21 protein-coding genes are annotated in these 21174 nt (G+C 66.0%); 15 read left to right on the top strand and 6 right to left on the bottom strand.

Features of this window, described 5'->3' with window-relative positions; translation table 11 throughout:
• The first annotated feature begins 68 nt into the window (after positions 1 to 68).
• The 4 genes from FBZ93_RS03700 (at position 69) to FBZ93_RS03685 (ending at position 4823) form a co-directional block, all read left to right on the top strand.
• Positions 69 to 1457, top strand: coding sequence for a class II 3-deoxy-7-phosphoheptulonate synthase (locus FBZ93_RS03700; RefSeq protein ID WP_146984590.1), 1389 nt, complete (start codon positions 69 to 71; stop codon positions 1455 to 1457).
• Between the two features lie 28 nt (positions 1458 to 1485).
• Entirely contained in the window at positions 1486 to 1839 is a 354-nt protein-coding gene (locus FBZ93_RS03695) for a diacylglycerol kinase (protein WP_146984589.1), read from the top strand.
• Between the two features lie 2 nt (positions 1840 to 1841).
• Complete coding sequence (locus tag FBZ93_RS03690; RefSeq protein ID WP_208763952.1) at positions 1842 to 2987, top strand: NAD(P)/FAD-dependent oxidoreductase; 1146 nt, start codon at positions 1842 to 1844, stop codon at positions 2985 to 2987.
• Positions 2988 to 3071: 84 nt separating this feature from the next.
• A complete protein-coding gene (locus FBZ93_RS03685; RefSeq protein WP_146984588.1) occupies positions 3072 to 4823 on the top strand; it encodes an NAD+ synthase in 1752 nt (583 codons plus the stop codon).
• 3 nt (positions 4824 to 4826) lie between these two features.
• Here FBZ93_RS03685 and FBZ93_RS03680 read toward each other — a convergent pair whose 3' ends face one another.
• Together FBZ93_RS03680 and FBZ93_RS03675 are read right to left on the bottom strand one after the other, a co-directional pair.
• Positions 4827 to 5999: a DUF2865 domain-containing protein gene (locus FBZ93_RS03680; RefSeq protein WP_167528895.1), complete on the bottom strand. Its 1173-nt coding sequence runs from the start codon at positions 5997 to 5999 to the stop codon at positions 4827 to 4829.
• A gap of 143 nt (positions 6000 to 6142) precedes the next feature.
• Positions 6143 to 6466 carry a hypothetical protein gene (locus FBZ93_RS03675; protein ID WP_167528894.1) on the bottom strand — a complete coding sequence of 108 codons (324 nt, stop codon included), beginning with the start codon at positions 6464 to 6466 and terminating at the stop codon, positions 6143 to 6145.
• A gap of 295 nt (positions 6467 to 6761) precedes the next feature.
• On the opposite strand from FBZ93_RS03675, the gene cysS reads away from it, so the two are divergent.
• The 4 genes from cysS (at position 6762) to FBZ93_RS03655 (ending at position 10753) form a co-directional block, all read left to right on the top strand.
• The gene (gene cysS, locus FBZ93_RS03670; RefSeq protein ID WP_146984587.1) at positions 6762 to 8162 is read left to right on the top strand and encodes a cysteine--tRNA ligase; all 1401 of its coding nucleotides are present in this window, start codon (positions 6762 to 6764) and stop codon (positions 8160 to 8162) included.
• Positions 8159 to 8665, top strand: a complete 507-nt coding sequence (locus FBZ93_RS03665) for a GNAT family N-acetyltransferase (RefSeq protein WP_146984586.1) — start codon at positions 8159 to 8161, stop codon at positions 8663 to 8665. The genes cysS and FBZ93_RS03665 overlap by 4 nt, the downstream gene beginning before the upstream one ends.
• Positions 8662 to 10260 (top strand): citramalate synthase, encoded by a 1599-nt coding sequence (cimA, locus tag FBZ93_RS03660; RefSeq protein ID WP_146984585.1) that lies wholly within the window; start codon positions 8662 to 8664, stop codon positions 10258 to 10260. The genes FBZ93_RS03665 and cimA overlap by 4 nt, the downstream gene beginning before the upstream one ends.
• A 115-nt stretch (positions 10261 to 10375) precedes the next feature.
• Positions 10376 to 10753: a VOC family protein gene (locus tag FBZ93_RS03655; protein WP_146984584.1), complete on the top strand. Its 378-nt coding sequence runs from the start codon at positions 10376 to 10378 to the stop codon at positions 10751 to 10753.
• A 151-nt stretch (positions 10754 to 10904) separates the two neighbouring features.
• Here the strand turns inward: FBZ93_RS03655 and FBZ93_RS03650 are convergent, their stop codons facing one another.
• Positions 10905 to 11510 (bottom strand): TIGR00730 family Rossman fold protein, encoded by a 606-nt coding sequence (locus FBZ93_RS03650; RefSeq protein WP_146984583.1) that lies wholly within the window; start codon positions 11508 to 11510, stop codon positions 10905 to 10907.
• Between the two features lie 213 nt (positions 11511 to 11723).
• On the opposite strand from FBZ93_RS03650, the gene FBZ93_RS03645 reads away from it, so the two are divergent.
• From FBZ93_RS03645 to FBZ93_RS03630, 4 genes are all read left to right on the top strand, one after another.
• Positions 11724 to 13712, top strand: coding sequence for an ABCB family ABC transporter ATP-binding protein/permease (locus FBZ93_RS03645; protein WP_167528893.1), 1989 nt, complete (start codon positions 11724 to 11726; stop codon positions 13710 to 13712).
• Between the two features lie 51 nt (positions 13713 to 13763).
• Positions 13764 to 14462 (top strand): phosphatidylserine decarboxylase, encoded by a 699-nt coding sequence (locus FBZ93_RS03640; RefSeq protein ID WP_021081990.1) that lies wholly within the window; start codon positions 13764 to 13766, stop codon positions 14460 to 14462.
• A 77-nt stretch (positions 14463 to 14539) separates the two neighbouring features.
• Positions 14540 to 15421 (top strand): CDP-diacylglycerol--serine O-phosphatidyltransferase, encoded by an 882-nt coding sequence (gene pssA / locus FBZ93_RS03635; protein WP_146984582.1) that lies wholly within the window; start codon positions 14540 to 14542, stop codon positions 15419 to 15421.
• A 327-nt stretch (positions 15422 to 15748) separates the two neighbouring features.
• Positions 15749 to 16468, top strand: coding sequence for an RraA family protein (locus FBZ93_RS03630; RefSeq protein WP_146984581.1), 720 nt, complete (start codon positions 15749 to 15751; stop codon positions 16466 to 16468).
• A gap of 55 nt (positions 16469 to 16523) precedes the next feature.
• Here FBZ93_RS03630 and FBZ93_RS03625 read toward each other — a convergent pair whose 3' ends face one another.
• Complete coding sequence (locus tag FBZ93_RS03625) at positions 16524 to 17144, bottom strand: TerC family protein (protein WP_146984580.1); 621 nt, start codon at positions 17142 to 17144, stop codon at positions 16524 to 16526.
• Positions 17145 to 17321: 177 nt separating this feature from the next.
• Positions 17322 to 17870, bottom strand: a complete 549-nt coding sequence (locus tag FBZ93_RS41210; protein WP_246667343.1) for a hypothetical protein — start codon at positions 17868 to 17870, stop codon at positions 17322 to 17324.
• A gap of 55 nt (positions 17871 to 17925) precedes the next feature.
• Between FBZ93_RS41210 and FBZ93_RS03615 the strand changes: the two genes are divergently transcribed.
• Complete coding sequence (locus FBZ93_RS03615; protein ID WP_146984579.1) at positions 17926 to 18753, top strand: SDR family NAD(P)-dependent oxidoreductase; 828 nt, start codon at positions 17926 to 17928, stop codon at positions 18751 to 18753.
• Here FBZ93_RS03615 and FBZ93_RS03610 read toward each other — a convergent pair.
• Positions 18731 to 20197 carry a PLP-dependent aminotransferase family protein gene (locus FBZ93_RS03610; protein ID WP_246667342.1) on the bottom strand — a complete coding sequence of 489 codons (1467 nt, stop codon included), beginning with the start codon at positions 20195 to 20197 and terminating at the stop codon, positions 18731 to 18733. The two genes, FBZ93_RS03615 and FBZ93_RS03610, sit on opposite strands and share 23 nt — an antisense overlap.
• Positions 20198 to 20284: 87 nt before the next feature.
• Here FBZ93_RS03610 and FBZ93_RS03605 point away from each other — a divergent pair, with 87 nt between their 5' ends.
• Both FBZ93_RS03605 and FBZ93_RS03600 read left to right on the top strand, forming a co-directional pair.
• The gene (locus FBZ93_RS03605) at positions 20285 to 20704 is read left to right on the top strand and encodes a cupin domain-containing protein (RefSeq protein WP_146984578.1); all 420 of its coding nucleotides are present in this window, start codon (positions 20285 to 20287) and stop codon (positions 20702 to 20704) included.
• On the top strand, positions 20701 to 21168 hold the full coding sequence (locus tag FBZ93_RS03600; RefSeq protein ID WP_146984577.1) for a carboxymuconolactone decarboxylase family protein: 468 nt from the start codon (positions 20701 to 20703) through the stop codon (positions 21166 to 21168). The genes FBZ93_RS03605 and FBZ93_RS03600 overlap by 4 nt, the downstream gene beginning before the upstream one ends.
• The last annotated feature ends 6 nt before the right edge of the window (positions 21169 to 21174 follow it).

The following is a 21174-nucleotide window of genomic DNA, read 5'->3' as shown; positions in this document are numbered from 1 at the left end:
CCTGTGTATAAGCCGGGCTTTCCGTAGGCCCGCGATTAAGTCGCGGTTTTTGCTCAGGAGTTGACCTCATGTCCGAGCGGTGGACACCCGATAGCTGGCGCGCCAAGAAGGTGCTGCAGGTGCCCGATTATCCCGATGCCAAGGCATTGGCCGATGTCGAGGCCCAGCTGGCGACCTTTCCGCCGCTGGTGTTCGCGGGCGAGGCGCGCAGCCTGAAGAAGGCGCTCGGCCGGGTCTCGGCCGGCGAGGCTTTCCTGCTGCAGGGCGGCGACTGCGCCGAGAGCTTTGCCGAGCACGGCGCCAACAACATCCGCGACTTCTTCCGCGTGCTGCTGCAGATGGCGGTGGTCATGACCTATGCCGGCGCGCTGCCGGTGGTGAAGGTCGGCCGCATCGCCGGGCAGTTTGCAAAACCGCGCTCGTCGCCGACCGAGAAGCAGGGCGACGTCGAGCTGCCGAGCTATCGCGGCGACATCGTCAACGACATCGCCTTCACCGCGGAGGCGCGCATCCCCGATCCGCAGCGCCAGTTGATGGCGTACCGCCAATCCGCGGCGACGCTGAACCTGCTGCGCGCGTTTGCCACCGGCGGCTTCGCCAATCTCGGCAGCGTGCATCAATGGATGCTCGGCTTCCTGAAGGATTCGCCGCAGTCCCGCCGCTACAAGGAGCTCGCCGACCGCATCTCGGATGCGCTGAACTTCATGCGCGCCTGCGGCCTCGATCTCGAGAGCCATCCGGAGCTGCGCGCCACCGATTTCTATACCAGCCACGAGGCACTGCTGCTCGGTTACGAGCAGGCGATGACGAGGGTCGATTCCACCACCGGCGACTGGTACGCGACCTCCGGCCACATGATCTGGATCGGCGACCGCACCCGCCAGCTCGACCACGGCCATGTCGAATATTTCCGCGGCATCAAGAATCCGATCGGCCTGAAATGCGGCCCGTCGCTGAAGCCGGACGAGCTGCTGAAGCTGATCGACATCCTCAATCCCGATAACGAGCCGGGCCGCCTGACCCTGATCAACCGGTTCGGCGCCGACAAGGTCGGCGACCATCTGCCCGGCCTGATCCGGGCCGTGCAGCGCGAGGGCCGCGTCGTGGTCTGGTCGTGCGATCCGATGCACGGCAACACCATCACCTCGACCACGGGCTACAAGACGCGGCCGTTCGACCGCGTGCTGTCGGAGGTGAAGGCGTTCTTCCAGATCCATGCGGCGGAAGGCACCCATGCCGGCGGCGTGCATCTGGAGATGACCGGGCAGGACGTCACCGAATGCATCGGCGGCGCGCGCGCCATCACCGATGAGGACCTCAACGATCGCTATCACACGGTCTGCGATCCCCGTCTCAACGCCGAACAGTCGATCGACATGGCCTTCCTGATCGCCGAGCTCTTGAAGCAGGAGCGCGCCGGCAAGGTCAAACCGATGCCGGCCGCTGCGGGGTTGTGATTTGGGGCAGTGACTTGAGGGCAGTGACTTGCTGAGGTTCTGGCGAGCCACCATCAACTCGCGCAACGGGCTGGCATTCGCCATTCGCTCGGAGCAGGCGATCCGCGAGGAGGTCGTTGCACTGGTGCTGTCGGTGCCGCTGGCCTGGCTGGTCGGCGCCACCGTGATGCGCCGCGTCGAGTTGGTCGCGACCGTCGTGCTGGTGCTGGTGATCGAGCTGCTCAACACCGCGATCGAGAAGCTCGCCGACCGCCTGACCATGGATCACGATCCGCAGATCGGCCGGGTCAAGGACATGGGCTCCGCCGCCGTCGGCGTCGCGCTTGTGATGGCCGGGCTGTTCTGGCTGTTCGCACTCGCCGAGCGCTTGGGCGCGTTCTAACCGTGAGCGTCAAAAAGCCGATCAAGCTTGCGGTGATCGGGCGTGGTCTGATCGGGGCGGCGGCCGCGCGGCACCTCAGCAAGATGGGCCACGAGGTTGCGCTGATCGGGCCCGGTGAGCCGGCCGATTTTTCGAGCCACGACGGCGTGTTCGGCAGCCACTATGACGAGGGCCGCATCACGCGGACTTACGATCCGCAAGCCTTCTGGCGGCAGATGAACCGCGCGGCGATTGCGCGCTACGGCGAGATTGCGGCGGAAAGCGGAGTCGCGTTCTACCGTGAAGCCGGCGCGCTTCACGTCGGCCATCGCGAAACCACTGACGTCGCCTCGGTCGGCGAGGTCTGCGCCGACGAGGCGATCTGCTGTGAAGCCTATCAGGATGCGGGGCTCGCCGAGCGGTTTCCATTCCTGAAATCAACCGCCGGAATGCTGGGCTATTTCGAGCCGCGCGATGCCGGATATATCTCACCGCGCCGCCTGGTCCGGGCGCAGACCATCGCGGCGGAGCGCGCGGGGGCGCGGATCATCGACGAGGCCGCACTCGGGATTTCGGAGACCGCTTCCGGTGTGACGATCCGGACCCGATCGGGCAATGTCGAGGCCGAGCGTGTCCTCGTCGCGGCCGGCGGGCATACCCAATCGCTGCTCGGCCGGTCATTGGGCTTTACGGTCTATGCGCGGACCGCGGCGCTGTTCCGGCTTGATGCGGCGGAGGTTCGGCGCCTGACTGGAATGCCGTCGATGCGTTGCCTCGGGCCGAAGGGCGACAATCCCTATATCCTGCCGCCGATCCCATATCCGGACGGCCGGACCTGGTTGAAGCTCGGCGGTGATCCGGTCGATCTTCCGCTCGAGGGCGAGGCTGACATCAAGGATTGGTTCCGGTCGGGCGGATCGATCGATGTCGCGGATCATCTGCAAGCGCAGATCCTCGATCGCATCCGTGACCTCAAGTTCGAGGAACGCCGCGTCGTGCCCTGCATGACCACCTTTGGCGACACCGGCTTGCCTTGCATCGGGCGGCTGTCCGAACGGGTCACCGTCGCATTCTGCTGCTACGGCAAGAGCGCGAAATGTTCGGACGAATTGGGCCGGCTGGGTGGTCTGGCGCTGCTCGGCGAGGTGAGGGCAGAACTTGCACCCTGACCAGGGATCCCAGTGCGATTTCTGCAATCGCACCATGACCGGACGACCATTGAAGTTTGCCCTTGTGCGGGACAACATAAAGCTATGAGCGAACAACAGATCAAGATCACCCTGGCGCAACTCAATCCGACGGTCGGTGACGTCACCGGCAACGCCGCGAAAGCGCGTGCCGCGCGCGAGAAAGCAAAGGCCGACGGCGCCGATCTCGTGGTGCTCTCGGAGCTGTTCCTCGCCGGCTATCCGCCGGAGGATCTGGTGCTCAAGCCGGCATTCCAGTCGGCCTGCCGCACCGCGGTCGAGGAACTGGCGCGCGAGACCAAAGACGGCGGACCGGCCATGCTGATCGGCACGCCCTGGGTCGAGGACGGCAAGCTCTACAATGCCTGCGCGCTGCTCGACGGTGGCCGCATCGCCGCGCTGCGCTTCAAGGCCAATCTGCCGAATTACGGCGTGTTCGACGAGAAGCGGTTGTTCGCGCGCGGCCCGGCGCCGGGTCCGGTGACGGTGCGCGGCGTGCGCATCGGGGTGCCGATCTGCGAGGACATCTGGCTCGAGGAGTCAGAGGAATACGAGAACGTCGTCGAATGTCTCGCCGAGACCGGTGCCGAGATCCTCGTGGTGCCGAACGGCTCGCCCTATGCCCGCGACAAGGCCGATCTCCGCCTGTCTATCGTGGTGGCGCGGGTCACCGAGAGCGGGCTGCCGCTGGTCTATTTGAATGAAGTTGGCGGCCAGGACGAATTGATCTTCGACGGCGCTTCGTTCGCGCTGAACGCCGATCTCTCCGTCGCGGCGCAGCTTCCGGCATTCGAGGAGAACATCACGACGCTGACCTGGCGCAAGACGGCGGATGGCTGGCGCTGCAACGGGCCGAGCACCGCGCAGCTCGAGGGCGACAAGGCCGATTACGCGGCCTGCGTGCTCGGCCTGCGCGACTATGTCCGCAAGAACGGCTTTCCCGGCGTGCTGCTCGGCGTCTCCGGCGGCATCGATTCGGCGCTGTGCGCGGCGATCGCGGTCGATGCGCTCGGAGCCGACAAGGTGCGCGGCGTGATGCTGCCGTTCCGCTACACCGCGCAGGTGTCGCTCGACGATGCCGCCAAGCTCGCCGCCGCGCTCGGCATCCGCTACGAGATCCTGCCGATCGCGGATGCCGTGAACGGGTTCGAGAAGATCCTCGCACCGGTGTTTGCTGGCATGGAGCGCGACATCACCGAGGAGAATTTGCAGGCCCGCGCCCGCGGCACGCTGCTGATGGCGATCTCCAACAAGACCGGCGCCATGGTGGTGACGACAGGCAACAAGTCGGAAATGTCGGTCGGCTACGCCACGCTGTACGGCGACATGAATGGCGGCTTCAACCCGATCAAGGACATCTACAAGACCGAGGTGTTCCGCCTGTCGAGCCTGCGCAATGCCTGGAAGCCGGACGGTGCGCTCGGGCCGTCGGGCGAGGTGATCCCGGTCAACATCATCGTCCGGCCGCCGACCGCGGAGCTGCGCGAGAACCAGACCGACCAGGATTCGCTACCGCCCTACGAGGTGCTCGACGCGATCCTCGAGCGGCTGGTGGAGCGCGAGGAGCCGCTTGCGACCATCATCGAGGCCGGCTTCGATCGCGACGTGGTGACGCGCGTCGACCGCCTGCTCAACATCGCCGAATACAAGCGCCGGCAGGCCGCGCCCGGGGTGAAGGTGACGCGCAAGAATTTCGGCCGCGACCGCCGCTACCCCATCACCAACCGCTTCCGCGATTTCGGCAAGGTGCTGCCGGAGCCCGACGAGAAGCTGGTGACGCGCACCTCGCGCGCGTCGGCGGAGGCGTTCGAGGGGTGAACCCTACTGCTTCTTCTGCTGGATGAAGGTCGGGCCGACCGTGCGGATCTGGCCGTCGCTCGCGGGCGCAGCCGGCGCCGTGGCGTCAGCGGCGGCGGGCTGCTGCTGTTGAGCCGCAGCCGGCGCGCCCTTCTTGCCGGCGGCGGCCTTGGTCTGCGCGCGCTGCTGCATCTTCCGCGCGCTCTCCTCGGTGACGATGATGTCGCCCTGCTGCGCGGCGGCCGTCTGGTCGTCGACCGCCTTCAACGCCTCGGCCCAGCTCTGGCCGGCCGCCCTGCAGGAGCACGACGGGTTGAACTCGGTGCGGTACTTGAAGGCGTTCGGCAGCGACGAGTAGGACTGGCCGCTGATCGAGACCGCCTGGTTGATGTCTTCGCCGGGATTGCGGTAGGCGAACAGGCTGGCCTCCGCGGCCGGGCACTGCGCCTTGCAGATCTGCTCGTCGGCGGCAAAGCGGGCCGACGAGGTCGCGAACGAAATCGGGAAATAGGCGCCGTCGCAGGTGCGCACGCAGACGGTGCGGAAGGTGCCGGACTGCCCGCCATATTGCGCGTCGGGCGGAGGCAGCGGCGTATTCGGATTGGCGCCGCCGCCACCGCCGCCGAACAGGTTCTCGATGAAATTGCCGGGGCCACGCGCGGCCGCCGCGGCGTATTGCGGGCCGCAATTGTTCTGCGCCAGCGCCGTCAGGACCGAGCGGCGCTGGTTCTCGCGGTCGGCGCCGCCGAGCCCGCCGGTGCGCAGCCGTTCGAGATTGGCGGTCATCTGGTCGAGATTGGCGCGCATCTGCTGGATCTGGTTGTTGACCGGTCCGCACTGCGCCGAATTGTTATTGAACAGCGAGAAGAACCCGGAGCTGTCGCAACCCATGCGCCGGGCCTGCGCCGTCACGCGATCGAGTTCGCCCTGCTGCCTTGTTGCCGCGTCCTGATAGCGGCGGATCTGCTCGTCCTTGGCCGGATCGCCGCCGCCGCCGCGATCGATCGCCGCCAATTGGCCTTCGAGTCGCACGCACATCGGATTGGCCTGCGGATTGGGCGGGCCGCCCTGGGGCGCCGGGCCGGGCGGGCCAGGCGGCACCTGCGCCAGGGCATCCGTGGCGGGCAGGGCGATTGCGGCCAACAGGGCGCAAGTCGAGAACCAGCGGGAGAAGCGAGAACGGGAGCTATTGAGCATATCCGGCCATTAAAACGACGCCGCGCGGCGAGCAACGCCAAAGCGCGCGGGCAAGGCCGCTGCAATAGCCTTTTCTCGGGGCAGCGTCACGTCGTTTCCGGGGCGCCGGTGTGGCAATAACCCCGTTTATCCAGCAGCTTGGCTCAGCGCTGACAGGTAATGGCGACGTATTCGCCGCAGCTATTGCCGGTGCATTTCTCATTGGCGGCGTGCGGAACCGCGCCGGTGATCTCGTCGGGATCGACGCGGCGGTAATTGGTGGCCTGCGCAAAATCCCGTGAGCGGCAGTAGGCGCGGGCGGCGGACGCGCCGCAACGGTCGCCACGGGCGAGGCACTGGTCGATGCCGTAGCCGTCGGCCTGGTTGGCGACGATGAAAACGCGGCTGTCGGCCAGCGCGGCCGAGGGGACAAAGGCGGACGGGACAAGGAAGAGCGAGCAGGCAATCAATGCTGAAAAGGGCCGCATGGTGCACCGGTCAAATGGCGGGGAATCCGCAGGCGTCCGGATACGCCCAATTCCTTAATAATGATTAACCATGAGGGCGTTGGCGTGATTTCGGCGCCCGGCGCGTTGCAAAGCGCCCGAAAACAGCCCCTTGACGCGATAATGGGGCCATGAGACATGGTGGAACCATGAACGGCCACCTCGCCATCTGCAGCATTTGCCGCGAGATTATGAGCTAGCGATTCGCTGGCTGAGGCCGTCTTTTCTCAATCACCCTGAGAATCACTGGACGCCCGGCCGCAAGGGATGGGTACCCATGGATTTGCGCCTTTACGACACGTTGACCCGGGAGAAGCGGCTGTTCGTGCCGCTCGATGCCAACAACGTCCGCATGTATGCCTGCGGACCGACGGTCTACGACTTCGCCCATATCGGCAACGGCCGTGCGGCCATTGTCTTCGACGTGCTGTTCCGCGCGCTGCGCCATCGCTATGGCGCCGGCCACGTGACCTATGTCCGCAACATCACCGACGTCGACGACAAGATCAATGTCCGCGCCGCGCGGGACTATCCCGGCGTGCCGCTGAACGAGGCGATCCGCAAGGTCACCGAGCAGACCTACCAGCAGTATCAGGATGACGTCACCGCGCTCGGCTGCTTGCCGCCGACCGTGCAGCCGCGTGCGACCGAGCACATCCCGGAGATGCGCGCGATCATCGAGAAGCTGGTCGCCGGCGGCTTTGCCTATGTCGCCGAGGATCACGTGCTGTTCTCGCCGCAGGCGATGAACGCGGCCAATTCGGTGTTGCCGCGCTATGGCGCGCTGTCGAAGCGCTCGCTCGACGAGATGATCGCGGGCGCCCGAGTCGACGTTGCGCCCTACAAGCGCGACAACACCGACTTCGTGCTGTGGAAGCCGTCGAAGCCGGGCGAGCCGTCGTGGCCGTCGCCGGCAGGCATTGCGGTTGAGGGCCGGCCCGGCTGGCACATCGAGTGCTCGGCGATGGCCTGGAAGCACCTCGGCGAAAAGTTTGACATCCATGGCGGTGGCATCGACCTGGTGTTCCCGCACCATGAGAACGAGCTCGCGCAGACATGCTGCGCGTTCCACACCGACCGCATGGCCAATGTCTGGATGCACAACGGCTTCCTGCAGATCGAAAGCGAGAAGATGTCGAAGTCGCTCGGCAACTTCTTCACGATCCGCGATCTGCTGGCGGATTGGCCGGGCGAGGTGCTGCGGCTCAGCATGCTGAGAACGCACTACCGTTCGCCGCTCGACTGGACGCTGAAGAGCGCGGAAGAGGCCGCTAGGACGCTCGATGACTGGTATGCGGTCGCGGCCGACGCCGAGTCCGGTGCGCCGTCGCCGGCGATGGTCGAGGCACTCTACGACGATCTCAACACCGCGCAGGCGATGGCCGTGCTGCACGGCCTGCGGAATGCTGCCGCGAGCAGTGAGGCGGGCCGCAAGGAATTTGCCGGTTCGCTGCGGCTGCTCGGCTTCCTGTCGGAGAGTGCGGCGGCGTGGAAGGGCCGCAAGGAGCAGGCGAGTGGCGTCGATGCCGCGGCGGTCGAGGCATTGATCGCAGAGCGAACCGCGGCGCGTGCGCGCAAGGATTTCAAGGAGTCCGACCGGATCCGCGATCAGCTCGCCGCGATGGGCGTGGTGATCAAGGACTCCAAGGAAGGCACCACCTGGGAGATCGCGCGATGAGCCGTTCCGCACCCGCGTTGCGCCCGTATCTGGCTGATGACGCGCCGCTGCTGGCGGCGATCTTCGCGGCCTCGATCATGGATCTGACCGGCGACGATTACAGCGAGGCGCAACAGGAGGCCTGGGCGGCGGCTGCCGACGACGAGGCAGCATTCGGCAAGAAGCTTGCCGGACAACTGACGCTGATCGCGACGTTGCAGGGCGCGCCGGTTGGGTTCGCCTCGCTCAGGGGCGCCGACCATATCGACATGCTCTACGTGCATCCGAGTGCGGTCGGGCAGGGTGTCGGCGCTGCGCTGTGCGATGCATTGGAAAAGATCGCAAGCGCCCGCGGCACCAAGACCCTGAAGGTCGATGTCAGCGACACGGCGCTCGAATTCTTCCGCAAGCGCGGCTACGTCGCGCAGCAGCGCAATTCGGTCACCATCGGTGACGAGTGGCTCGCCAACACCACGATGCAGAAGACGCTCGACGGCGTTGCCACGCCCGGAGGCCACGCATGAGCCGCGAGCGCCTCTATCTGTTCGACACGACGCTGCGCGACGGCGCGCAGACCAATGGGGTCGACTTCACGCTACAGGACAAGCAGGTGATCGCAGGCCTACTCGACCAGCTCGGCATCGACTATGTCGAGGGCGGCTATCCCGGCGCCAATCCCACCGACACCGAGTTCTTCAGCAGGAAGCCCGCCTTCGACCACGCGCGCTTCACCGCGTTCGGCATGACGCGTCGGCCGGGCCGCTCGGCTTCGAACGATCCCGGGCTCGCCGGCATTCTCGAGGCCAAGGCGGACGCGATCTGCTTCGTCGCGAAATCCTCCGCGTACCAGGTCCGGGTCGCGCTCGAGACCACCAATGAGGAGAACCTCGCCTCGATCCGCGACAGCGTCGCCGCCGCCAAGGCGCTCGGCCGCGAGGTGATGGTCGACTGCGAGCATTTCTTCGACGGCTACAAGGAGGACAGCGACTATGCGCTCGCCTGCGCGAAGGCCGCCTATCGGGCCGGCGCGCGCTGGGTGGTGCTGTGCGACACCAATGGCGGCACCATGCCGCATGAGATCGAGACCATCGTCGCTGATGTCGTCACGCATGTCCCCGGCGCCCATGTCGGCATCCACGCCCATAACGACACCGAGCAGGCGGTCGCCAACTCGCTCGCCGCGGTGCGCGCCGGCGCGCGGCAGATCCAGGGCACGCTCAACGGTCTCGGCGAGCGCTGCGGCAACGCCAATCTCTGCTCACTAATCCCGACCCTAAAGCTGAAGCAGGAGTTTTCCGACAAGTTCGAGATCGGCGTCACCACCGAAAAGATGGCGACGCTGATGAAGGTGTCGCGCACGCTCGACGACATGCTGAATCGCGCGCCGAACCGTCACGCGCCTTATGTCGGCGAGAGCGCCTTCGTCACCAAGACCGGCATCCATGCCTCTGCCGTGATGAAGGATCCGCAGACCTACGAGCACGTGCTGCCGGATGCGGTCGGCAACCACCGCAAGGTGTTGGTCTCGGATCAGGCCGGCCGCTCCAACGTGATGGCCGAGCTCGACCGTGCCGGCATCGTCTATGACAAGAGCGATCCGCGCCTGACGCGGCTGGTCGAGGAGTTGAAGGAGCGCGAGGCCGCGGGCTTCGCCTATGAATCCGCCAACGCCTCGTTCGACCTCTTGGCGCGCCGCACGCTCGGCAAGGTGCCGGAATATTTCAAGGTCGAGCAGTTCGACGTCAATGTCGAGCAGCGCTACAACGCCAACGGCCAGCGCGTCACGGTGGCGCTTGCGGTGGTGAAGGTCGATGTCGACGGCGAGCGGCTGATCTCGGCCGCAGAAGGCAACGGTCCGGTCAACGCGCTCGACGTGGCGCTGCGCAAGGACCTCGGCAAGTACCAGAAATACATCGATGGCCTGAAGCTGATCGACTACCGCGTGCGTATCCTCAATGGTGGCACCGAGGCGGTCACGCGCGTTCTGATCGAAAGCGAAGACGAGACCGGCGAGAGCTGGACCACGGTCGGCGTCTCGCCCAACATCATCGACGCCTCGTTCCAGGCGCTGATGGATTCGGTATTCTACAAGCTGGTGAAGTCGGGCGCGCAGGCGTAGTCGGCCAAAGGAAAACAGGCGTCGCCGTTGCGAGCAGCGATAGTGACGAAGCAATCTCAGCGAGCGGCGCGATGGATTGCTTCGCTTCGCTCGCAATGACGAGAAGGAGGCTTCCATGATCGACCACGTCTCCGTCGGCGTCCGCGATCTCGAACGCGCCGCGCGGTTCTATGAGCCGACGCTGGCCGCGCTTGGTCTGAGCCGCCTCGTCACGCGGCCGGCGACGATCGGCTTCGGCAAGGCCTATCCCGAATTCTGGATCAATCTGCGCGCCACGATGGCGCACGTCGCGCATGAGAGCGGCACCCATATCTGCCTGCGCGCGAAGACCATCGCCGAGGTCGATGCCTTCCACGCCGCCGCGCTGGCGTCCGGCGGTCTCTCCGATGGTCCGCCAGGCCTGCGCCCGCACGACCGCGTGCGCTATTATGCGGCCTTCGTCCTCGACCCCGACGGCAACCGCATCGAAGCCGTGACGTTTCCGAGTGAGTGAGGTTGGACGAACCTCATTGTAATCCGTCATCCTGAGGAGCGCGTAGCGCGTCTCGAAGGATGCACGGCCACCAGCCGGGCCGCCGATGCTTCGAGACGGCCGCTGCGCGGCCTCCTCAGCATGACGGGAATAGTTTAGCGCGTTCGAGCGATCAGAGCCGCCGCGCCACTTCCGGGGCCAGCTCCTTCGCGGCTGCCGGTTTGCCGGCCACCGCGGAACGCAGCCGCGGCAGGATGTCGTCGACGCGGTCGGCCATCAGGACGTTGATCGGCAATGTCGGGCGGATGAACTCGGTCATGCGCATGTGGTTCAAGAGCGAGAGCAGGGGCTCCCAGAAATTGTCGATGTTGGCGAGCAGGATCGGCTTGGAGTGGCGGCCGAGCTGCTGCCAGGTCAGTTGCTCGACCAGTTCCTCCAGGGTGCCGATGCCGCCGGGCAGTGCGACGAACGCGTCCGAGCGCTCGAACATCAGCCGCTTGCGCTCATGCATGTCGGGCGTCACGATCATCTCCTGAACCGAGGTCAGCGCATTCTCGCGCGCCCGCAGGAATTCGGGAATGATGCCGGTGACGGAGCCGCCATGATCGAGCGTGGATTTGGCGACCGCGCCCATCAGGCCGATCGAGCCGCCGCCATAGACCAGGCGCACGTTGTTTTCGGCAAAGGCCTTGCCGAGCGCGACGGCAGCTTCAACGAAGCGGGGATTGTTACCGGGGCCGGAGCCGCAATAAACACAGACGGTCTTGATTTGGTTCATACGATCCTTGTGGCACTGCAGCGTAAACAGGGTCAAGACTCGCATATGGGGATTGAGAGCCAAAAAATCCCGTAAATTCCCGCGAATCGCGAACAATTTTCGTCATAAGCCTGTACGCCGCGTTCAAACGATCTATATGACGGGCACAATGGCAAATCGTGGAAAAGATGTGGCAGCGGACCGCCGCGCCATGACGGCGAGAACGGGCTCCTGATGGTGCCGCCGCAACAGAAGATCACCGCTGCCGCGGAGCCCAAGGCCGCCACGCCGGCCGCCGAAAAGGGTACGCTGCTCGGTACCCTCGTTCATCTCTGGCCTTACATCTGGCCCGGCGATCGCGCCGATCTCAAGATGCGCGTCATCTGGTCGGTGGTGCTGCTGCTGTTCGCCAAGCTCGCGACGCTGTCGGTGCCGTTCACCTTCAAATGGGCGATCGACGCGCTGAACGGCGCGGGCTCGGCACCGGTCGAGCCGTCGAACTGGGTGCTGTGGCTGATCGCCTCGCCGGTGCTGATGACGATCAGCTACGGCGCGGTGCGCATCATCATGGCGGTGCTGACGCAATGGCGCGACGGCATCTTCGCCCGCGTCGCCATGCACGCGGTGCGGCGGCTCGCCTACATCACCTTCGTCCACATGCACGAGCTGTCGCTGCGCTTCCATCTCGAGCGCAAGACCGGCGGCCTGACCCGCGTGCTGGAGCGCGGCCGCTCCGGCATCGAGACCATCGTGCGGATGGTGATCCTGCAGCTGATCCCGACCATCGTCGAGGTCGCGCTGCTGGCGGGCGTGCTGCTGTGGCAGTTCGACTGGCGCTACGTGCTGGCGGTGCTGATCACGGTCGTGGTGTTCATGTACTTCACCTACATCGCGACCGAGTGGCGGATCGAGATCCGCCGCAAGATGAACGATTCCGACACCGAGGCGAACACCAAGGCGATCGACTCGCTGCTGAACTACGAGACGGTGAAATATTTCGGCGCCGAGGAGCGCGAGGCGCGGCGCTACGACCGCTCGATGGAGCGCTACGAGCAGGCCAGTGTCAAGACCTACACGTCGCTTGCCGTGCTCAACACCGGGCAGGCGGTGATCTTCACCGCGGGGCTCACCGCGACCATGCTGATGTGTGCGTTCGGCATCCGCAACGGCACCCACACCGTCGGCGATTTCGTGCTGATCAATTCGATGATGATCCAGCTCTACGTGCCGCTGAACTTCATGGGCATGGTCTATCGCGAGATCAAGCAGGCGATCATCGACATCGAGAAGATGTTCGAGGTGCTGGAGCGCGATCCGGAGGTGGAGGACGTGCCCGGCGCCAAGCCGCTCGCGGTGTCCGCCGGCAGCGTGCGCTTCGAGGACGTCCGTTTCTCCTACGAGCCTGACAGGCCGATTCTGAAAGGCCTGAGCTTCGAGGTGCCGGCCGGCAAGACGGTCGCGATCGTCGGTCCCTCCGGCGCCGGCAAGTCGACGATCTCGCGGCTGCTGTTCCGGCTCTATGACGTCTCCGGCGGCCGCATCCTGATCGACGGCCAGGACATCAAGAGCGTGACGCAGGCGTCCCTGCGAGCCTCGATCGGCATGGTCCCGCAGGACACCGTGCTGTTCAACGACACCATCCGCTACAACATCCGCTACGGCCGCTGGGACGCCAGCAATGAGGAGGTCGAGGAGGCAGCGCGGCTCGCCCAGATCGACGGCTTCATCCGGATGTCGCCGCAGGGTTATGAGACGCCGGTCGGCGAGCGCGGCCTGAAACTCTCCGGCGGCGAGAAGCAGCGCGTCGCGATCGCGCGCACCGTGCTGAAAGCGCCGCCGATCCTGGTGCTGGACGAGGCGACCTCGGCGCTCGACAGCCACACCGAGGCCGAGATCCAGGGCGCGCTGGAGCGGGTGTCGCGCAACCGCACCTCGCTGGTGATCGCGCACCGGCTGTCGACCATCGTCGGCGCCGACGAGATCATCGTGCTGGACCAGGGCCGGATCGCCGAGCGCGGCACCCACGCGCGGCTTTTGGCTGCCGACGGGCTCTATGCGAGCATGTGGAACCGGCAGCGCGAGGCCGAGGAGGCCCGCGAACGGCTCGCCCAGGTCGATGACGACGGCAGCGCGCCCAATCGCCTGCCGCCGGTGGTCACTGAATCCTCACAGGATTCCACTCCTGACGCGGGTGAGAAGCCCTTGCCGACCGCCGCGGAATAGTCGATTTAGGGCATCTCCCGCCGCAGGGGCGGGGTACCACAGCGAGTTCTGATGTCGATCGCCAATTCCATCCGCGCGCAGATCCCGCCGATCCACCCCGAGGGCTATCCCTTCATCGGCGGCTTCGCTCTGGCGAGCCTGATCCTGTTCTGGATCTGGACCCCGCTGGGCTGGATCGGGACGTTGCTCACGGTGTGGTGCGCGCTGTTCTTCCGCGACCCAGTGCGGGTGACGCCGCTGCGCGACGGCATCGTGGTGTCGCCGGCCGATGGCCGCGTCTCCATGGTGGTGCAGGCGCTGCCGCCGGCCGAACTCGGCCTCGGCGACAAGCCGCTGCCGCGGGTCTCGGTGTTCATGAGCGTGTTCAACTGCCATGTGAACCGCAGCCCGGTGGCCGGCCGCATCGACCGCATCGCCTACCGGCCCGGCGCGTTCATCAATGCCGAACTCGACAAGGCGAGCGAGGACAATGAGCGTAATTCGCTGGTCATCTCGAGCTCGAATGGGCGGATCGGCGTGGTCCAGATCGCGGGCCTCGTGGCGCGCCGCATCGTCTGCTTCGTCAAGGAAGGCCAGTCGATCGGCGCCGGCGAGCGCTTCGGCCTGATCCGCTTCGGCTCGCGGCTCGACGTCTACCTGCCCGAGGGCACCAAGGCGCTGGTCTCTGAAGGCCAGACCGCGGTTGCCGGCGAGACCATCCTGGCCGATTTCCGCGGCGCCGATCCGGGCCGCACCTACCGGGCCGATTAACGCTGTTTCAGCCGGTTGATCAGCCGGTTCCCGCTCCGATGGCGGAGCGGGGCCATGCTTGCTATATTTATCTCACCATGACCCCATTCGATAACAATTCCAGCGAGCTGCGCCGCCGCCGGTTCCGCCCGATCCCGGTGCGGATGCTGGTGCCGAACATGATCACGTTGCTGGCGATCTGCGCCGGCCTGACTGCAATCCGGCTGTCGACGGAAGGGCGGATGGAGCTTGCGGTCGCCGCCATCGTGTTCGCCGCGATCCTCGACGGCATCGACGGCCGCGTCGCCCGCATGATCAAGGGCCAGTCGAAATTCGGCGCCGAGCTCGACAGCCTCGCCGACTTCGTCAATTTCGGCGTCGCGCCGGGACTGATCCTCTATTTCTGGCAGCTGCATGAATTGAACAATGGCGGCTGGATCGCCGCGATGGTGTTCGCGATCTCCGGCGGTCTGCGCCTTGCGCGCTTCAATGCCTCGATCGACGACCCGAACAAGCCGGCCTTCGCGGCCAATTATTTCACCGGCGTGCCGGCGCCGGCCGGTGCGATCACCGTGCTGCTGCCGATCTATCTCGCCTTCCTCGGCGTGCCGATGCCGCCGGCGACCTTGACGGCGTTCTACACGCTGCTGATCGCCTTCCTGATGGTGTCGCGCCTGCCGGTGTTCTCCGGCAAGACCGTGAAGATGCGCGTGCCGCCGGAGATGGTGCTGCCGGTGTTCGTGGCCGTGGTGTTCTTCGTCGCGCTGTTGATCGGTTATCCCTGGTACATCCTGTCGGCGGGCTCGGTGGCCTATCTGATCAGCCTGCCGTGGGGCTGGAAGTCCTACCGCGACCAGGAGCGCCAGCTTGCGGCGCAGACGCAAGGAGCGAGTGCGTCGCCGGCGACTTCGCCTGCGGCTCCCTACGCAGCGCCGGTCGCGGAGAGCGACCACGACGATCGTCCGACGCATCTGCATTGAGGCCCCCGTGTAATCCGTCATCCCCGCGCAAAGGCTTCGCCTTTGTCGCTGGAGGAGCGCGTAGCGCGTCTCGAAGGATCGACGGCCACCAGCCGGGCCGTGCATCCTTCGAGGCTCGCTCCGCTCGCACCTCAGGATGACGGTGAAACAGTTGTTTCACTTCCGCAAATATCAGCCATGAGCGTGCCTCGGTTGGGTTCGCCTCCGATCTCGGCTATAGGCTGGGACGGCCCGCTTGAGCATGATCCGGAAAAGTGGAAACCGGTTTTCCGAAAAGATCATGCTCAAACAAAGAAATCTGACGCCAAAAATCAGGAGAGAAACGCCGTGACGACATCCGCTTCCGCCCCGCTTCCTGCATCCGTCCTTGAAGCGTTGGCGCGCTACGACACGCCGACGATCTGCAACGCGATGGAGATCGTAGCGCCCGAGCGCCGTCTGATCGGCTACACGGTGAAGCCGCTGGTCTGCCCGTTCCCGACCTTGCCGCCGATCGTCGGCTACGCGCGCACGGTCGCGATCCGCTCGGTGCTGAAATCCGGTCTCTCGGCCGAGGAGCAGTCGAAGCGGCGCATCGACTATTACGAATATGTCGGCACCGGCTTCGGCCCGCGCATCTCCGTGATCCAGGACATCGACGGTCCCGACGTCGGCTACGGCGCGTTCTGGGGCGAGGTGCAGAGCGCCGTGCACAAGGCGCTCGGCTGCCTCGGCGTCATCACCGACGGCTCGATCCGCGACATCCCGCAATGGGCGCCGGGCTTCCAGGCGCTGGCCGGCTCGATCGGCCCGTCGCACGCCTGGGTGCATGCCGAGAGTTTTGGCGGCGAGGTCCGCGTCGCCGGCATGACGGTGCGCTCCGACGATCTGATCCACGCCGACAGCCACGGCGCGATCGTGATCCCCTATGACGTCGCGGCCAAGCTGCCGGAGGCCGCCGAACTGTGCGGCCGCCGCGAGACCCCGATCCTCGACATCGCGCGCAGCAAGGACTTTTCGCTCGAGAAGCTGAAGGACGCGCTGAAGCGCTCGGCGGAAATTCACTGACACGCATCTTCGTTATGCCGAACGGCGGGCCTGAGGGCCCGCCGTTTTGCTTTCGTCAGACCGGCGCGACCTTCGCGATCTCGTTGGCGCCGCGAATGGTCATGTCGACCGCGACATAGAGGATCACGGCGAGGCCGATATAGGCGATCCAGCGGTGGTTCTGTAATAGCCGCGCGATGACGGTGGCGGCCGCGCCCATCATCGCGATCGAAAGCGCGAGACCGAACACCAGCACGATCGGCTGCTCGCGCGCTGCGCCCGCGACTGCCAACACATTGTCGAGCGACATCGAGACGTCGGCAACAATGATCTGGGTCGTGGCCTGCCACAGCGTCTTGCGCTGACCGTCCGCGCCGTCGGCGCCATCCACGGCCGTGGTCTCGTGCGTGCTGGCGCGCAGCTCCCGCCACATCTTCCAGCACACCCACAGCAAGAGGATGCCGCCGGCCAGCAGCAGGCCGACGATCTGCATCAATTGCGTGGTGAGAAGCGCGAACAGGATACGCAGCAGCGTCGCGGCGCCGATGCCGATCAGGATCGCCTTGCCGCGTTGCTTCGCCGGCAGGCCGGCCGCGGCAAGGCCGATCACGACGGCATTGTCGCCGGCCAGCACGAGGTCGATGACGACGACTTGCAGCAAGGCGCTGAGTGCGTCGAGTGAGAGCAGTTCGGACATGGATCATGTTCCCCTTGAGGTCGGGGAGTGGACCGTTTCGACGAATCCGGCCGTCACCGTCATCCGACGGCAAATCCGCCACGACGGTGTCGCGTCGCGGGTCGAAGCAGGGCCACTCCAACTGAGTTCCAGTCCGACATCGCAGCTTGTGGCTGCCAGAGGGGCCCGGCCTGGGATTTACGGTCGTGACACCGGACGAAGCGCGGCCTGTTCCTCGAAGAACAGCGCCGCCTGATCCGGCTCGCCGAGGATCGCCGCTGCACACCCCATGAAGGTGAAGGCACCGGCAAAATCCCACAGCGTGAGGTTTGCCACGTTCATGCGCACGTGGACCACGCGCGCCGCAAGCGCGGCAATGGCTGCCTCTGCGAACAACAACAGGCTGAGTACGGGCAGCACGAGTGCGGGCTCAACCAGACGCAGCGTCAGGACGATCGGCAGCGCGGTCAGCACGCCGAACAACACGAGCATGCCGAATGGCTGCAGCAAGGGAGCCTTCCGCAAGATCCCGTCTGGAATGGTCGAGGACATTCCGGTATCCTGACTTTGTCGTTCATATCGACGATACCAGAATCCACTCACGTTGACGCGCGGCGCGGCGCCGCGCGACCGCAGGCCGCGCGACAAGCTGTACGCCTTGTGGACATGGAGGAGGGCTGTGGTCGGAGTCATTTCGGACGCGGTTTTGGTGCGGATGGCGCCCTGGCATGCCATGGCAAATTTCACGCGGCGTATTTATCCTTGGTGGCTGCGCTGGGCGAACGATCGAAAGGCAATTTCGATGAACATGGCAGGCAAGACGGTGCTGATCACCGGTTCCACCGACGGCGTCGGTCGCTACGTCGCGATGAAGCTGGCGGCTGCCGGCGCCCGGGTCCTGATCCATGGCCGCGATACGCAGAGGGCGCAGACCCTCGCCGATGAGATCAAGCGGGTCAGCGGCCGCGAGCCGATGTTCTATCAGGCCGATCTTTCCTCGCTCGCCGAGGTCCGCGAGTTCGCCCAGCTGGTGCTCGACGATCAGGAGCGCCTCGATGTCTTCGTCAGCAACGCCGGCATCGGCTCGCAGAACGAGGGGCCGGCACGGCAGACCAGCAAGGACGGCCATGAGCTGCGCTTCGCCGTCAACTATCTCGCCGGCTTCCTGCTCGCGCACCTTCTGCTGCCTCGGCTGAAGGCGAGCGCGCCGGCGCGGATCGTCAATGTCGCCTCGGTCGGCCAGCACCCGATCGATTTCGACGACGTGATGATCACGAAGAACTACAGCGGCGGCCGCGCCTATGCGCAGAGCAAGCTGTCGCAGATCATGTTCACCATCGACCTTGCCGCTGAGCTGGAAGGCACTGGCGTCACCGTCAACGCGCTGCACCCGGCGACCTACATGAACACCACGATGGTGCGCGCCAGCGGCGTCACGCCGATCTCGACCGTCGAGCAGGGCGGCGACGCCATCCTGCGTCTCATCCAGGGCGAAGACGTCGCCGGCCAAAGCGGGCTGTTCTTCGACGGCAAGCGCAAGGCCCGCGCCCATGCGCAGGCCTATGACGCCGAGGCGCGCCAGCGGCTGCGGACGTTGAGTCTTGCGCTTACGGGCCTGCGGGCTTCCTGACGCGGCGCGTCACCTGCGCGCCTTGTGTGCGACCTTGGGTACGACCCTGGCCGCGGATCGCCTCGAACAGACGCTTGCATGCGGCCGGAACGCCGCGATCCGGCACCGTAGCAATGCCGAGCAGCAGGCCGGGCTGCGCCCGTTTCGGTGAGAGATACCAGGGCGAGAGCGGGGCGGGCGCCAGCCCATGCGCCAGCACCCGCCGCGCGATCTCGACATCGGAGGCCTTGTCCGGCAGCGTCAGCATCACGGCGAGGCCGGCAACCCGGACGTCGTTGCTCCACGGCCGTAGCGCTGATGTCAACGCGTCGCGGTTGTTGCAATAGGCCCGCTTGGTGCGCCTGAGATGGCGGATGTAGTGGCCATCGCGCATGAACTCCGCGGTCGAGAGCTGCACGGCAGGTCCGGGGGCAGGAACGAGGCAGGTCGCGACATCGGCGAACTGCGCGGCCAATGGCTCGGGCGCAACCAGGAAGCCGAGCCGTAGCGTCGGCGAGATGGTCTTGCTGAAGGAGCCGAGATGGATCACGCGGCCGGCGCGATCGAGCGAGGCGAGCGCGGGCGCGGCGCGGCCATCGAGCTGCAACTCGCCGAGATAGTCGTCCTCGATGATCCAGCCGCCGGTTTGCGCGGCCCAGTCGAGCAGCTGTGCGCGGCGCTTCTCCGACAAAGCCGGGCCGAGCGGCGCCTGCTGTCCCGGCGTCACGACCGCGAGTGCCGCGTCGGGGGCGTGCTTGAGGCCGTGGCCGACATCAACCCCATCGGCATCGACGGGGATCGGCACCAGCTCCAGCCGGGCGAGCTCGAGCCCCTTTCGGGTCAATGGAAATCCCGGGTCTTCCATCCAGGCGCGGCGGCCTTCGAGGCCGAGTACGCGCAGCGCGAGGCCAAGCCCACCGGTGAAGCCTGACGTGACGACGATCTGCGCCGGCGAGCATTGCAGCCCGCGCGCGATGGCGAGGTGCGCTGCGATCTCGCGCCGCAACGCGAGCTCGCCGCGCGGATCGCTGTAGCGGGTCACGTCGCTCAACTCCGCCCGCACGGCGCGCGCGCGGATCCGGGCCAGCAGCTTGGCCGGGAGCGTGTCCTGCGCCGGCACGCCCAATTGGAAGATGCCCTGACCGTTGAGGTCCTGAAACATCTCCACGACCGGGCCGGGAGCAACCGGTGTATCAGGTTTGGCCGCCGTCCGCGGCCGCCTTGCGACGGTGGTGCCATTCGCCTTCGACGAAACGATGTGCTGCGCATCCGACAGTCTGTCGTAGGCCGCTCGCACCGTACCGCGCGCGACGCCGAGCTGCGCGGCGAGGTCGAGCCAGGACGGCAGCCGCGCGCCCGGCACCAGTACGCCATTGTCGATCGCAACCGCGATCGCCTTGCGGATCTGCTCCGAGAGCGGCGTCCGGGCCGAGCGGTCGAGGGTGATGGGAAGCCGGTTTGGCATGGCCCGTGGTACACCAATTCGGTTCATTCTTGGTGCTTCTTTTCAGCCCCGCGTGCCCGCATCTATCTGACAGCAACGGAGGCACCTATGAAGACCATTTGGACGACGCTGATCGCCTGCGCCGCGCTTGCGACCCCGGCAAACGCGCAATCGGTGACGCCGAAGTTCGAGCAGGCGATCACAAACATTCCCGGCAAGTCGCTGGTTGCGGTCGAGGTCAACTTCGCGCCGGGCGAGACCTCGGCGCCGCACCACCACGCCAAGTCGGGCTTTCTCTATGTCTATGTGGTCCAGGGCGCGATCGAGAGCCAGCTCGGGGGCGAGGCGGCACGCACCTATCGGGCCGGCGACAGCTTCTTCGAGCCGCCCGGTACGCATCATGTGCTCGCGCGGAACGTCAGCACCACCGAACCGGCGAAGCTGCTCGCGGTGTTCGTCGTCGACAGCAACGACAAGGCGCTGACCGTCTACGACAAGGCGGCGCAACAGGAAGGACACAAGCAGTGAGCATGCGCATCGACTACAACAAGGCCGCGCCCGCCGGCATCAAGGCGCTCGGCGGCGTCTATGGCTATCTGACGCAATGTGGACTTTCCGCGCAGCTGATCGAGCTGGTCTATCTGCGGATCTCGCAGATCAATGGCTGTGCCTATTGCCTCGACATGCATACGCGCTCGCTTCTGAAGATGGGCGTCGGGACCGAGAAGCTGGCGCTGCTGCAGGTCTGGCGCGAGGCGGAGGCGCTGTTCGACACCGAGGAGCGCGCGGCGCTGGCCTGGGCCGAAACCGTTACGCGTGTCGCGGAGACCGCGATCCCGGACGAAGATTACCAGGCTGCGCGCACCGTGTTCAACGAGAAGCAGCTGGTCGACCTGACCATCGCGATCGGCCTGATGAACACCTACAACCGGATCGCGATCGGCTTCCGCAACCCGCCGCAGGCCGTGGCCGAGCATTCCGCCGCGGCGTGATTGGGG

It is taken from the genome of Bradyrhizobium macuxiense, from assembly GCF_007993935.1.
Lineage (GTDB): Bacteria > Pseudomonadota > Alphaproteobacteria > Rhizobiales > Xanthobacteraceae > Bradyrhizobium > Bradyrhizobium macuxiense_A.
This window is presented reverse-complemented; position numbering and strand designations above follow the sequence as displayed.